This is a genomic window from Shewanella sp. 3_MG-2023, from assembly GCF_030548765.1.
In the GTDB taxonomy this organism is placed as follows: Bacteria; Pseudomonadota; Gammaproteobacteria; order Enterobacterales; family Shewanellaceae; genus Shewanella.
In genome coordinates this window covers 1-15,330 of sequence record NZ_JAUOSH010000034.1, presented here as the reverse complement: position 1 = coordinate 15,330, position 15,330 = coordinate 1, and the positions used below count along the sequence as shown (strand labels likewise).

Genomic DNA, 15,330 nt, shown 5'->3' with positions numbered 1-15,330 from the left:
AATACACAGTCTCTTTGGCGTCAACATGATGAGGCGAGATGTAAAAGTACCTAGCATCACTGATACGCCAGCAAGTTCCAGAAACATTACGCTGCGTTTATGCGGCTTTTGGTCACACTAAAATCGTTATCGCTTTCAGTTTCACAGCCTGGATCACATGTTAATCATTTTTATATGCATTGATTTATGAGGCTGGCTAAGTCCTACTCACATATAAACATATGAGGTTTCAGTATGTAACACCTAGTGCAAAATAAATTGATACCATTATAAAAAAGCCGTAATCCAAATAAAGTCGAATTACGGCGCGATTAAAACTGTTAATCAATTTGGTTAAGTTGGGAAACCTTTCACTGTCACTTATATTGCTTAATTAATACTCGCCACTCATTACTGAATACTTATCAATCGTTATTTATTACTTGTCGTAAACCATTTGATTGATGGTATTAGGGTTAATGTCTTTAAATGTCGACGTTTCGCCATTAGTCCAACTGACCTCAACAGAATCAACTTGCTGACATTCGCCCAACCCAAAATGGATTTGTTGATTATAAGATTGCGTGTAAGGCGCACCAGATGCGCCGACTCGCCTAATTTGACTACTGCCACAAGCACTAAGTTTTACCAAAGCCCCTTGTGCAGTTGCTTTATCCTTTGGTGAGTTATTAACTGTTACTACAGTGAAGTTCGCATTCCCCGTATCGCGATTGACCGCTTGGTTTTTGTAAACATGCCATTGACCACGCTCATTTGCGTAAACAAGATCATTAAAACCATCTCTGTTGTAATCCACCACATCACTGCCAGAGCCTGCTGCGCCGAGCTCAAGTGATTTAATGCCATGGTGCGCTTGAACTGTAAATGTACCATCACCATTATTAAGCCAAAGTAGCTGTTCTGTTGCCTGAGACAAATCTCCTTGCTTAACCACAAACAAATCTTGATACCCAGAATTGTTAAAGTCTGCCACCGCGACACTTGAAGTATGCTCATTCATCACTAGATTAGCCTTAGCCATGACATTGACAAATTTTCCATGTCGATTCTCAAGTAACATGTCTTTAGGCGCAGGCAGTTGCTCTGTCGCGTCATATTGCTCAACACCTTTAACTACCCCAGTCGTTGGCGAGAAGGTATTTCCTGCGATCCGCCAGGTATCATTACCTACGTAACCAACATATAGCCCTTTATTAGGTAGTTTGTCAGGCCAGCCTAATGCATTACTGCTAACCAACTTGATGTTTTGTCCACTATGACGCTCACCTTCAAATTGGTACTTATATGCTCCCTCTCCTATAAACACATCTTGATTTGGATAAGGTGACTGGTAATTTTCTAATTCAAAAGTGTCACCAATGATTAAGTCCTCAAAGCGGAACTTGCCACGTTTAGTATAAAAGGCAAAAGTATTACTGGTTTTATCAAAGAAGGTGTCATCCGCTTCAAATGGTCTTGCTCTGGTAAGATAGAGGTCAAAGTCACCATCATTATCATAATCAATTTCAGCTATACCAGTGACATGTTTTATATCTTGAGCAAACACACCATTAGTCACTTCTGTGTAAGTTAAATCACCATTTCCCTTTAAAGCGATTAGCCGGCCATGACCGTATATAAATAAGTCATCAATTTTGTCATTGTTAAAGTCAGTAACTAGTACTTTTTGCCCATCCTGATAGGTTTGCGGTAAATCTGTCGCATAACTGAGATTGCCTTTACCGTCATTTTGATAAATAAAGTTTTCAGTCGTACTTTTGGGCTTTGGCCCCTTAGCCCGCGAGGGAAAACCCATTAATATTAAATCTAATTCACCATTGTTATTTGCATCAAAAAACTTACTGGTTCTGCCACGTAAGTTTTGTAATGGCGGGTTAAATTCATTACCTTCAATGATCGTTCGGCCATCAAAATGATATAGCTTGGCATTACGTGCATTGGAGCCTGAACCGCCTCCACGAGAAATTAAAATATCAACTTTTCCGTCTTGATTAAAATCTGCAACACCAATGCCATGCATGTCACCCACAATCAAATCATGACCTTTCGAATATGTGCCTTCATTGTTCCAATAAAGCTTTACTGAATATCCATGATCGGTCAGCAAAAGGTCTGGATAACCATCCTGGTCAAAATCGGCTATCACCGGATTATCCCATTTACGGCGATTAACACTTTCCAGTTTGATATCTTGGTGCTGGTCTGAGAATAATATGCGTTGATTGGTCACTGTGTCTGCTGAACCAGAGTCTTCAGTTGTAGTTTCACAACCTAACAAACTGGCAATAGCTAAACTGACAGCGAGCGCCGTCGATAATTTTTTAAACTGTAACATGAGTGCTTCCTGCATGAAGGGCCATGGTATTAACTCAATTAGATTGATGAGTTAATACCGATGAGCTTTAAAAGTGCATAACTAATGATATAAACACAATCAATTAAGATGAGTGAGAGTCAAATCTACTTGCTGGTAGAAAAGGTTTGATCGAAACGCGGCATGCCTTTTAAACGCCAATCTGCGCCTTCATAGGCTTCATGGAACCAAAGCGGTTGTTTATTATCCCAACTCCACTTTTCCATCTCTCGTACCATGTCAATCAACATTGTTTTATGCTTTTTACTTAAATCATTGGTTTCATTTAAGTCCACTTCAACATTAAACAATTGCCAAGGCTTGTCACCCTGCTTTACCGCTTTCCATTGATTGCGGCGAACAGATGCATCGCTATAGCCTTTACGGTGACGTAAAACATAAAAGAGCTCATCTTTATGCGGATCTTCTCCGGCACTAAATGCAGACCAAATATCTTTACCGTCTAACCTTTTTTGACTCGGAATTGTTATGCCAGCTAACGCTGCAAATGTCGGATATAAATCTAACGCTAACACGGGGTGTTCGAAGCGCTGACCAGCAGCAACTTGTTTAGGCCAGTGAAACAACATTGGCGATCTAAATCCGCCTTCATACACGCTTCCTTTGCCTTCCTTTAACGGGTAATTACTAGCACCTTTGCTTAGCTTGCCTCCGTTATCACTTAAAAAAACAATCAAGGTGTTATCTAATTGATTAGTCTTTTCTAACGAGTCAACAACGCGCCCAATACCGCGATCTACCGCATAGACCATTCCTGCGTAGGTTTTACGTTTTTCATCGGTAATGTTAGGAAACATATCCATGTCAGATTGTTTCGCCTCTAAAGGAACATGAGGTGCGTTGTAGGCTAAATATAAAAAGAATGGTTTGTCATCGGTCGCTGCATCTTCAACGAAACGACTGGCTTCGCGAGAAAGCGCATCAGTGATGTATTCGTTTTCATCAACTTCTTTACCATTATGTTCCAAAGGCAAAATGTAATGATTGATATTGGTATTGCCCAGTTTTACTTGGTTAGCATATTGCGCTTTAAACTGTTCAGGGAAGTAATTATGCCCACCGCCAGTAAAACCATAAAAATCATCAAAGCCACGCGCATTGGGATGGAACTCAGGCGCTTCACCTAAGTGCCACTTACCGATTGCTCCAGTGTTGTAGCCGTTATTTTGCAGTAGCTTACTGATAAATTGTTCATTGGTTGGAACGCCAACAAATGAACCTTTGGTAGGTAAATTAAACTGAGAACCAATTTTATGTGGGTATCGCCCTGTCATTAACGCCGCTCGGCTGGGACCACAAAATGGATGCGCCACATAAGCTTGCGAGAATGAAGTCCCATTTGCAGCTAACTCGTCTAAGTTTGGTGTTGTAATATCAGTCGAGCCATTAAATCCAACGTCGTTATAGCCAAGATCGTCAGTCAAAATAAGCAGTATATTCGGCTGTTGCTGACTGGTATGCGCAGTTTCTGCAGCGATAGCTGGTACAGCAGTGACCGAGGTTGACACTAGCATGGCTAATGATGATAAAACGCCCAAAACATTAACCTTGACCTTAGCTTCCCTTTTTAAATTCAAGTGCTGATACGGGCTTAATGTTGAACTTGTAGTAAGTAATCTATTCATAACATCCATTTCTCTAATTACTGCAATTATCATTAATCATGCTTTATAAACTGAGCGAGTATTAATTTAGCTTGTATTAACTTATTACGTATTAAACGCTCGAAGCCTTTACCGTCACTAAAGTAAATTATCACTACTAGAACTAAGTTACTTAATTCATTTAATAAAATATGATCATTTATTTTGCTTAACGCGATACAAACGGCATTATAAATGTCGTTTGCCTGTACAATTTTATGTAGCAAATCTAGCTACTGAGATGTGAAAACTCTCACATTAAAACTCCTGCAAAAACTCATACACATGCTTAAAGTTTTATACCGGCTGCAACCTTATACTTGCCGACTAAACATGTATCGAATTAGCCTTATGCATATACCCCTGATTCGAATAGCCCCTGATTCGAATAGCACCTGAGTCAAATAGCGCCTGAATCAAATAGCACTTTATTCAAATAGCCCCTGATTCAAAAAGAATGTGCTCTACCATGTCACGCTGCTGCGCAGTATTTAATTGATCGGTTCTTTGGTAATGCAATTCTTCTAATGCACTGAGTAATTGCGGATCGGTTAATTGTCTTTTTCCTATGACATCTAAAGCCATATCAATGACCGCATCTGAGGGATCTGATAGCGCATCCGTTAATAACATCACTTCATCGTCCCTTGAAACCACACCAATCACTTCAATGGCTGCAGCACGAACATTGTCATAAGGAGAATAATAAAATTGCTGATACGCTTGATTGAATTGCTGCTTTTTCTCTTCAGTCATGTAACTGACTTGGCTAGTCAGCTTTATGCTGTCAGTTAATATATTGGGATCTGTTATATTGACTAAATTCTGTCTTAATTGTTGTCGCTGTTCTGGCAATAACTTATGTGAATAATTTTGTTGGTATAGTTGATTCGCAATAACATCATTTGGATTTTCAATTAAAAACTCAAATATCCCCTCTTCTAAACCTTCAGACTCAACAGCCGCTATCGACAATATGGCTGTTATCGCCATTTGTTTAATCGCTGAATTTTGCAGTGAATTAATATCACTCATCAACTGATAAAATTCAGTATTAGAAGATAAATCCCATTGTTGATCATACAATGATGAAATCAGCTGGCATTGCTCAACTGTCATTGCCTCACTGGATACAGCATCTAGATTATCGATAATCATTGGCTGCGGTTTGTTATTTGTTACCCTAATCAAGTTTGAGTCATCAGTTAACTGAGCTGGGTTCTCTTGGTTTGGGTTTGGGTTTGAGTTTTGTAATTGGCCTTGGTTTTGGTCACGTTCTTGATATTCACTTGCATATCTAGATGAAGCGCTATTAGTTAAATCATTAAAGAAGAACCCAAACAGAAAACCAATAAACATCATGCATACTGAAAATAACAAGGCTGCTGCGATTTGTTTATTAGTTCTAATATTAAACACTAAATTTGCCTGATGATTTAACACTGCATTCCCCTTTTCATGACCCACTCAACAATATGACTATTAATGTTTATAGTGTTTGAGCGGCGAATCACTCACTGCTCAAACACTTTTATCAACGTAATGACCAAGCTAAGGCTTAATCTAAGCTTATTTGTTAATCCACACTGTCGCGGCTTTGTCATTTAGTTTGACGGCATCTTCACGGTAAAAGACTTTCGTTGCACGTTCGTAATTGCCCGTTTTTGTAATATTGGCATTTGAAATATCAATACCAAAACGCCCTTTTACAGCTGTGCCAACATTGTTTTTGTTAAGCGCAGAAGCCAACAATACTGGTGCAATTGGCTTGGTATGCCAGCGACGACCAGAAGGATCGTTCGGGAAATCAGCAATCTTAGTTCTGCCCGCACTTTCACTTGGTTCGACAAAGTATTGTGACGACGCGCCAATATCAGCTAACGGCGTGTTTTTAGTTTTAGTCAGAGATATGCGGCCAGTGAACTTAGTGCGCTCAAAATAACCACGGCTAAAGGTGCTAGAGTCACTTGAGTTGCTCATTATGGTAAATGCACTGTTTACACCACGGATATTGGTGCCGGTGATATCAGAACAAATCTTTTGATGCGGTTTTAGAAACAAAGCAGCCATACCTTCAGTGTTTTCAATATCAATCATTTTGATATCTGCAATATTACCGACGCGGGGACCTGCTTGGTTTAAGTAATCTGATGGTCTGCCACTACCAGGCTCTAAACGAATGGTTAAACCCCCTTCAGCATCTAAGTTCTTTAGACGCATCTGCTTACCGCTGAATAGTTGGATCAATGCGTAACCTGCTGCCACCTTTGTAGCAGAGATATTTTCGACAACACCCTTTTGCGGAATCCGACCATAAGTCGCATTGTTAGCCACTGTTCTAGCGTCACTATCAGCAACCATAAATAGTGATGGGAAAATAGAATAGTTATCCTTGATATCAAAATTTGATAACGCAAAGTTCTTCACATAACCCACACGTACCGGAATTGCATTTAAGAAAATGGCATTTTTATTGACGTCAATTTTGAAACGAGCATTACCGGTTGAGGTAATCTCCACATTTTGCATTAAAGGCGCACGAGGACCTTGACCATTACGGTTAAGATTAAATAAAACTTTATCAGCCATTTTAATGGTTTTACCTGACTGAATTTCTAATCGAACATTGGCTTTTAAATCAACTTGCGCCAATTTCAAATCATTACCCATCACTTTTACCACGCCGCCATTTGGCTTATTAGTAGCGCGATCGATAGCGGCTTGAAGTGCTCGCGTTTGCACTGCTGCACTACCCGACAATGTGACGGTTTCAGTTGCTCCGGTCACTTTGTTAGTAAAATAACGGCCTTGATTACCAATACTTGCAGCTGCTGTTGGCGCGATATAAGTCATTGATGCCATTGAAAGCGTTAGCATACTTCCGAGTAAGCATGTCTGGGCAGTTTTCCCGATGCTGGTGTTAAAAACGCTGTTCATAATTTCTCCTAATTCACATTATTTTTACTGCTTTGCCAACATTGGAGCCGCAAAAAACCCGCTCTTGGCTATACAGCCAAAAGTGGTTTCCAATCTAAAACAGAGATTGTTGGCGCTTGTGTTATTGACACATTCAGTTGTTAACAAAAGCTTTAGATAACATATGCTTTAGTTAACATGAGCTTTCATTAATACTGATGCTGTAATCACAGCGCCGATATGTCATCACAACAATTTTTGTTTAGTTCATGATTGTTGTGACAAGTTACTGTTACCTATTTTTACCATTACGCCTTGAGTAATATTCGCAAGGTAAATATAAGTCTACAAAAGGTCTTTCATATGTTGACGAAACTTAACGATAGAAGGATCTTCTAAGCGCACCAGTTCGTCATGCATATATTTAACCATCTGTTTTAGTTGTTTTTTGTACTTGGGATCTTTGATTGAATTGGTCATTTCGTAAGGATCATTGTTCAAGTCATATAACTCATCACGACTATCACCTGGGTTCCATACAAATTTCATTTCTGGGGTACGGATAGCTCTTATTCCAAACCAGCCACCGTTGTACCATTCGTAGGCATATAGCGCGATATCATCTTTACCTTTATCAGCCACATCACCTTGTTCCATCAGTGGTACCAATGAACGGCCATCCACATCACCATCGTCAGCAAGCGTCATCCAATCAGCTAATGTGGGAGCAATGTCCAACATAGAAACTTGACGTTGGATAATCTTCGGTTCAACACTTGGGTCACGAATAATTAATGGCATTCTCATTAATTCATCGTAAGCATATGGCCCTTTATCATAAAGGTTATGTTCCCCTAGCATACTGCCCTGATCGCCAATGATAATGATGCGTAAATCATCATATATCCCGACTTCTTTAGCCGTTGCAATCAGTTCACCGACAGCATGATCGATCATTGCGATCGCTCCATAATAGAAGGTCCGAGACTTACGCCAATCTTCATCTGTCATGTGGCTTACATCGTGCCAAGGCCACCAAATATCATCTTGAGCCATCGGCTTATGAATACGTTCAATCCCATGATTCTTAGGTAGCTCAACAGTTTTCGGATCAAACATACTCGCGTATGGCTCAGGAACGCGATAAGGCGGATGCGGTTGCTCAAAACTTACGATACCAAAGAAAGGCTCGTCTTTTTTAGCGGCTGCGCGCAACATTTTCTGACCTTCACGAACCTCTTTACCCGCTTTAGTGTCTTCAAAAGTGCCTGGCATAGTGCGGTAATATTCGTGCTTTTCACCATTAACATCACGCTCACCACGATTAAATTTTTCGATATTGGCCTGTGTTTCATAAGGTGTCCATTGACGGCCATGACGCTCTACGTCTTTATCGTGACCATATATAAACTCAGCTCCTCGTAATGCTGGACCTTGAGCGCCAATATGCCACTTACCGACGTAGCCAACCTTGTAACCCACATCAACGGCGCGGCGAATAACGCCTCCTTCTTCTGTGTTTAATTCATCAACGCGTGAATGATATAAGCCGACGTTGTCATCTAAGCCTGTTTTATGACCCCAGCGTCCAGTAAACATTGCAGCTCGAGATGGAGAACATAAACCGGTACTGGTCATTGCATTATCAAATCGAACACCTTCATGAGCTAACGCATCAATGTTAGGCGTATTAACTGGGCCATCACGGTAAGAAAAAGTATCGAAACGCATGTCATCAAACATCAAGATCAATACATTAGGCTGAACTTGTTGTGCTGATTTTAAATTGGTGTCGTTTGCTTCATTAGCATGCACAACTTGACTTACTAATGTGCTTATTCCAACACAGGTTAATGTCAGCAATGTTTTCAGATTATTGTTTATCATTATTTTGTCTCTTGTTTGGTCTTTCTCTACTCATTTAAAACAATTACTTAAAATCATGTTTTACAAGAGTCACTTACAAAACCTCTTAGAACAATGATGCTAGATTGTGCTCTTCTTTATCAGTAAGTGATTATGAGTAAGTGTTTATAAGTAAATTGTTCTACGAGTAAAGACTGCGCGAGCTCTTAAGAATGTAAATGGATCATTGACACTCTTCCCCAAATTGCCCGCACAACAGTCTTACTAGCTTTTAGCTATGTTGATATCTCTAAGTCGTACCCTTTACTGTTTAACCACCGAAATATCATCGATATAAAACAAAGCTGACTCTTTAGCTATAAGAGAAGGGTCAATTGCGATTGTCAGTTTGGCATCCGCTGGAACTGCTTGGGTTAAGTAAATTTCTTGACTGACGGTTATCCATTGCGCTTTATGTGCATGATCAATATGACTTAAATTAATCGGCTTTAAATTAAAACCAACATCAGTATTCGCATCGTTAGTGACTGTGACATCAAACTCTTTGAGCGAATTACTGGTATCAACCCATAGGCGCATAGAAAAAACATACTTACCAGCATCTAATTTAACTGCAGCTTCAGGAGAGCTGATAATAATTGGTTGCGTAGCATCTGCAGCCAATGCTGACACTTTTAAGCTACGCAAACCTGTAATGCGTTGCTCTTTAGTTATCTCGGCATATTTAGCTGACTCAGTACTGATATCCCAGAACTTTTGGTAATCATTATTTGCTGAGTTTTCAGGTACCAACTTAAGTGGACGCTTATTTTCTTGGAATAAAATAGGCCCTTCAAAACCAAAGAATGCTCTATCTAATAACTGCGGGTTAGGCTTTTGCCACACACGCATATAGTCAACTTCGAAATCTGCTGGTAGTTCATCTTTATTTGGCATGCCAAGCCATGCAAAGATTTCTGAATCTAACCAAATTTCTAGTGGATTATTCAATACCCAACGATCGCCTAATTCTTTTTGAGTAAAACGTTCCAGTAATTTGCCGTCTAAATACAGGTTTAAGTAATCTTCACCCCACTCAGCTGCATAAATATGAAATTCATCAGCTACGCGATATGGCAAGTTTTCTTTATGATGAAAAACACGTGTAGGACGTTTTGCTGGTGGGCTCCAATCATGAACGGTTGATTTAGATTGATCAGGTTTAATATCACCAATGATTTTTGGATTACCAATTTGCTCATAAATATCAAGCTCAGACTGGTAACCAATAGCCCAAAAGGCGCTAGTCATGGATGCGTTAACCGCTTTAGAGCGTATTTCCATATAACCGTTAAGAAAACGTTTATTACTCACAATAGCAGCAGTAGTAATAGGCATAAACTCGCCACTTTCTGCAGTGCCATATTTGGCTTTAATTTTTCCATCTGCGTAAGCTTCGTCAGCAAAATCAAAGTCGGGTTCCCACTGACTGCGAAGTTTGAGTAAACCATCTTCTAAAATAACGTTATGAGGCGCAAACTGCGATGGTGCGCGCCCTTTCCAAATGTAGTATTCATCATTTGCACCTTGAACAAACCATTTTTCTTGATCAATAACATCTGCGTTAAACTCATCACTGATTTCAGTATTTAATACCCAGCCACCTTCATTGTTCGGATCTGAGTACGGCATAACTTGCTCAACAGTGACCATGTCAGTGTTGACTGTCGCTGTGGTGTCTTCTTTAACCGTCTCATCATTCTGACAAGCGGTTAAACTTTGGGCTATCAGCAAAAATAAAGCGTTTTTGGCAAAGTTAGGTTTCATTAAAGATGGTCCTTTTATCTTTTAGATAAGCTATCTATGGATCAGTGTGTTGTTCTGAACTTCACTTCCTGTACAACATCTTAATCGTTACTGTCTTTACAGCTTTGTGAAGCTTGTTAAATATAACTCATATGTAAACATATGATGTTTACATATGCAAGACCTAAAGTTCAATTTATAAGACTTTACATATAGCCAATCCATATGGATTAAACAGCCTTAAAAGCTTATATTCCAAAACACAATACCACCTAAAAACAGATACTTAAAAACCGATACTGGAGGGGAACAAATCTTTGGTGCCTTTGTTCTGTTTGTTTTGCTGGTACGATATTAATCACTGAGATACGCTTATAAAAATAGTAATATCGTTAGAACTTCATTCGTTTTATTAACATAAAAGCTATTTTTTGAGACATGTAGCGAGATAATATTGTCGCTTTTATTCATTCAAACACGGCATTAGCTTGTTATCATTTGTACTATAAATATGATTAGACGCATTAAAGGTATTCAAAGGAATTCACGATTGTCATTAGTCCAACTTGGTTGGTACCCCTTGTTTCAACAGCAGTTCTCTTTAGATTAGTTAACCGAATTTACGATTGGGCAAGTAATTGAGCCACATCGAAGCGATGTCATCGTGTTGTCTGAATTAGGACAGTTCAATCTCATTAATCCTATTCAGAGGACGCTAAACGTTTATGTGTCGGTGACTGGGTGTTATTTAATGGTGATAATCAATTTCATAGACTATTAGAAAGACAGTCGTTATTTCAGCGTAAAGTCCCAGACAGTAAAGTTGAATAATAATTGATTTCAGTGAGTGTCAATTGTGTGTTTTTCGAATAAAAATTTTAATCTAAGCTGCATAGAGGGCTATTAATCGTTAACTAAAGGAGCACAAGTTGAGCCGGTAATTATTTAAACTAAAGCAGATCTTTGGGTTGACTTATAACAAAAATTGGAACAAGTGCAAAGCCTTGCTCCTTTCATGATGGTGCATGCCAATAATGTTTTAAACCAACGACAACTCTCGGCTTCAGATACATGTTGTAAACAGGGAAATACCATTGCCATGTTTGGTTCGTCGAGTGTAGATAAATCAACAATAGTAAATGGGCTTATGGGCTTTGAAGCACAATTAACCAGTAATATACGTGATAATGACAGCAAAGGCCGTCTTACCACTAACCCTAGAGCGTTAAAGGCATTGCCACAAGGTGGGTTGTTTTTAGATCCCCCTGGTATTAGGGAGCTACAACTTGGCACTTGCGAGCAAGACGTAAATGAAACCTTCAGTGAAATTACTGATTTAGCCCAGCTTTGTCGTTTTACAGATTGTAGTCATGACAAGGAACCTGGTTGTACGGTTCGTTTAGCCATTGAATCAGGGGTAATTACTTCTCGCCGCTATGCTAGTTATCAAAAACTTATGCGTGAACAAGCGTTAAATGGTGCCACCTTAGCGGAAAAAAGGGCTAAAGATAAAGCCTTTGGCAAAATGATAAACTCAGTTCAGTCTGAATCACGTAATCGTAAAAAAGGCGCTTTTTAAACCATCAAAAGTAGCGAATACTGGCTTTAAATTGATCAAATATATATTGGGCATCATGTGAAGGGTTATCATTAGCGGGATTTACTAATTCATCTTTAGGTACATCAATCATATTAAAAGTGAATATAATTGGTTCATTCACCGAAATAAGGCACCGATTCCGAGTGAGTTTTTCCGCCCAGGTCGCTTTAAATAAAAACTGTGAGGTATATTCGATTGAGTCACACTGATTTATTTTGAATTCTTTAGCGATGCTGAGGATCTTGTATTGCTTTAAACCTTTTTTGTATAAGGCTTCAAACCCTTTCACTAACCCATGCAAGCTTTCACCTTTTTGATAAGTAAAAGGTTCGGCATAAACACTGATGGAAGGCCCCATGGTGCGGCTATATTGAGCATTGATTTGCGACATCACTACAATCGGATCTTCACCATTAATAAGATTTTGGGTAAAGCGACTTTGTGAAAGTTCTTGTGAAGTTATCGATGCTGTAAACGGCTTTAACGACATAAAATGCCAACCGGCAGGTTTTGTAAAAGACACCCCTAAAGAATGATTAGTGTATTGACCACTATCGTTAACCGCAGTGTGATTCACAGCGCCGCTAACTTGATTACCAGGGCCTTCAACCTGATGATTAGAGCCCTCAGCTCGATTAACTGAGCCATCAGCGGGGTTATATAAGTGCCCATATAGCTCAATAAAACTTGGCTTATCTTTTGCCATTATTACCTGCCTTTGCTTAATCTAACTGTGCAGAAACGTGCACAGCGAAAAATATGATGAGGGTTTTACTACTACACTTCATTACCAAGTTTAGAACCAGTTGCTAGATTAGCCATAATTTTAACTATCCAGCGGTATGATCTTCCCCCAGTTTTGTTGACACTTAACTCTATATAAAATTGTCATTTGAACTGCATCTGCTAATTTAGAATGCGTAAACCATAAAACTAACAGCAAGAAAGGCCGAATAAATACGACTCTACAGCTTATTAAAGGACTAAATTTAGTGAATATAATCAATAAAAGCATTGGCATGTTATTAATTGCCCCTTTTGCGTCAATGATGGTGTTTGCGCAAGACTCTGACTCAACCTTGCAATTAGAAGATGTTTTCAATCTGCAATATGCATCAGGCCTTACCATCAACAAGGATGGCGATGAGGTTTTTTTTGTTCGTAATTATATGGACATTCAAACGGACAAAAAACTCGGTAATATTTGGAAGGTCGATAAAAATAAAACGCTCACTCCAGTGACGAATGGACTGCATGTCGATTACTCGCCAACACTGTCACCAGATAATACCAAGTTAGCCTATATTTCTACTGCCAGTGGCGCACCTCAAATCCATATGAAATGGCTAGAAACTGGAGACACTGCACAAATGAGTCACTTTGCTCATTCGCCAGCTAATTTGTCTTGGTCACCAAATGGTAAGCAACTAGCCTTTACCCGTTTTGTTGCTAGCAAACCAAAATCTGTAGTGTCATTACCGGGCAAGCCAAAAGGCGCTGAATGGGCCAAACCAGCGGTGTATATTGATGATATGTATTACCGCTTTGATGGTGCAGGCTTTAGTAAACCCGGAAATAGCCACATATTTGTGATGTCAGCAGATGGCGGTTCAGCGCGTCAATTAACCTCAGGTGATTATGATCATAATGGCCAATTAAGTTGGAGTCAGGATGGTAAGCAACTATTTTACTCAAGTAATAAGCGCGCAGAAAGTGACTTAGAATGGACTGATAATAATCTGTACCGCTTAGATCTCAATACCAAAAAAGTCACTCAGTTAACCGATAGAGTCGGCCCAGATATCAGCCCTATGGTATCGCCAAATGGTAAATATATTGCTTATTTAGGTGCAGATCAAAACCATAAAAATTACGAAAATACTGAGCTATACATCATGAATATTGATGGTTCAGGTAAACATTCATTAACCGCCAATTTAGACCGTTCAATTAACAGCATAAAATGGGCTGATAACAGTAAAGCAGTTTACTTTAATTACCATGACCATGGCGAAACCTATGTTGCCTATCAACCCCTTAACGGCAAACGTAAGGTAGTGGCACAAAACCTTGGTGGATTAGCATTTGGCCGCCCATATACAGGTAGTCAATTTGATGTAGCTGCAGATGGCACCATTGCCTTTACCTATTCAAATCCACAACGCCCTGCTGATGTCGCCATTACTAAAAAAGGCAAAACTAAGCAGTTAACCAGCCTTAGCGATAGCGCCCTTAATTACAAAACCTTGGCCACCATTAAAGAGCTCAATGTTAAATCTTCATTTGATCAGCGCGATATTCAAGCATGGGTCGCTTACCCGCCGGGTTATGAAGCAGGTAAAAAAGCCGGTAAAACATACCCGCTAATTTTAGAAATACACGGTGGCCCCGTCACCAATTACGGACCGCACTTTTCAGCTGAAGTACAACTGATGGCGGCAAGTGGTTACGTAGTGGTATACGCTAACCCCCGCGGTAGTGACAGTTACGGTAAAGAGTTTGCTCAAACAATCCATAATAACTACCCAAGCCAAGATTATGATGACTTAATGTCTGTGGTTGATGGCGTTATAGCGCAAGATGCGATTAATGAAGATGCATTATTTGTTACTGGCGGCTCTGGTGGCGGCGTACTGACAGCGTGGATTGTGGGGCACACTGACAGATTTAAAGCGGCTGTGGTCGCAAAACCGGTAATCAATTGGTATAGCTTTGTATTAACAACTGATATCTACTCTTTTGTGATTAAAAACTGGTTCGAGAAAATGCCGTGGGAAGACAGCGCCCATTACATGAAATTATCACCCATCAGCTATGTGGGTAATGTCACCACCCCAACAATGCTATTAACCGGTGAAGCAGATCAACGTACACCTATTGCTGAAACTGAGCAGTTTTATCAAGCGCTTAAATTACGCAATATTGATACTGCTATGGTGCGAATTCCTGATGCGCCCCATGGAATTTATAAAAGGCCCAGTAATTTGATGTCGAAAGTGGCCCATATACTGTGGTGGTTTGAAAAGTATCAAACTGAAAACTAAATCAATAAACAAACCACAGTTTAGAATGTCGAAAGTGGCCCATATACTGTGGTGGTTTGAAAAGTATCAAACTGAAAACTAAATCAATAAACAAACCACAGT

The 15,330-nt window shown here is 39.6% G+C and carries 9 protein-coding genes; 2 read left to right on the top strand and 7 right to left on the bottom strand.

The window, feature by feature from the left end; genetic code table 11:
• Nucleotides 1–418 precede the first annotated feature (418 nt).
• The 6 genes from Q4591_RS16710 to Q4591_RS16685 all read right to left on the bottom strand — a co-directional run bounded on the left by Q4591_RS16710 (nucleotide 419) and on the right by Q4591_RS16685 (nucleotide 10,605).
• On the bottom strand, nucleotides 419–2,335 hold the full coding sequence (locus Q4591_RS16710; protein WP_303461991.1) for a CRTAC1 family protein: 1,917 nt from the start codon (nucleotides 2,333–2,335) through the stop codon (nucleotides 419–421).
• Between the two features lie 125 nt (nucleotides 2,336–2,460).
• Nucleotides 2,461–3,912: a sulfatase gene (locus tag Q4591_RS16705; RefSeq protein WP_303461988.1), complete on the bottom strand. Its 1,452-nt coding sequence runs from the start codon at nucleotides 3,910–3,912 to the stop codon at nucleotides 2,461–2,463.
• A gap of 537 nt (nucleotides 3,913–4,449) precedes the next feature.
• Complete coding sequence (locus Q4591_RS16700) at nucleotides 4,450–5,460, bottom strand: HEAT repeat domain-containing protein (RefSeq protein WP_102476704.1); 1,011 nt, start codon at nucleotides 5,458–5,460, stop codon at nucleotides 4,450–4,452.
• A gap of 126 nt (nucleotides 5,461–5,586) precedes the next feature.
• Nucleotides 5,587–6,954 carry a hypothetical protein gene (locus Q4591_RS16695; protein ID WP_102476703.1) on the bottom strand — a complete coding sequence of 456 codons (1,368 nt, stop codon included), beginning with the start codon at nucleotides 6,952–6,954 and terminating at the stop codon, nucleotides 5,587–5,589.
• 324 nt (nucleotides 6,955–7,278) lie between these two features.
• The gene (locus Q4591_RS16690; protein ID WP_303461985.1) at nucleotides 7,279–8,820 is read right to left on the bottom strand and encodes a sulfatase-like hydrolase/transferase; all 1,542 of its coding nucleotides are present in this window, start codon (nucleotides 8,818–8,820) and stop codon (nucleotides 7,279–7,281) included.
• Between the two features lie 282 nt (nucleotides 8,821–9,102).
• Nucleotides 9,103–10,605 (bottom strand): family 16 glycosylhydrolase, encoded by a 1,503-nt coding sequence (locus tag Q4591_RS16685; RefSeq protein ID WP_198590499.1) that lies wholly within the window; start codon nucleotides 10,603–10,605, stop codon nucleotides 9,103–9,105.
• 994 nt (nucleotides 10,606–11,599) lie between these two features.
• On the opposite strand from Q4591_RS16685, the gene rsgA reads away from it, so the two are divergent.
• Complete coding sequence (gene rsgA, locus Q4591_RS16680; protein WP_368501229.1) at nucleotides 11,600–12,163, top strand: GTPase RsgA; 564 nt, start codon at nucleotides 11,600–11,602, stop codon at nucleotides 12,161–12,163.
• 4 nt (nucleotides 12,164–12,167) lie between these two features.
• Here the strand turns inward: rsgA and Q4591_RS16675 are convergent, their stop codons facing one another.
• Nucleotides 12,168–12,890, bottom strand: coding sequence for a hypothetical protein (locus Q4591_RS16675; protein ID WP_303461984.1), 723 nt, complete (start codon nucleotides 12,888–12,890; stop codon nucleotides 12,168–12,170).
• A gap of 313 nt (nucleotides 12,891–13,203) precedes the next feature.
• Between Q4591_RS16675 and Q4591_RS16670 the strand changes: the two genes are divergently transcribed.
• Nucleotides 13,204–15,228: a S9 family peptidase gene (locus Q4591_RS16670; protein WP_303462025.1), complete on the top strand. Its 2,025-nt coding sequence runs from the start codon at nucleotides 13,204–13,206 to the stop codon at nucleotides 15,226–15,228.
• The last annotated feature ends 102 nt before the right edge of the window (nucleotides 15,229–15,330 follow it).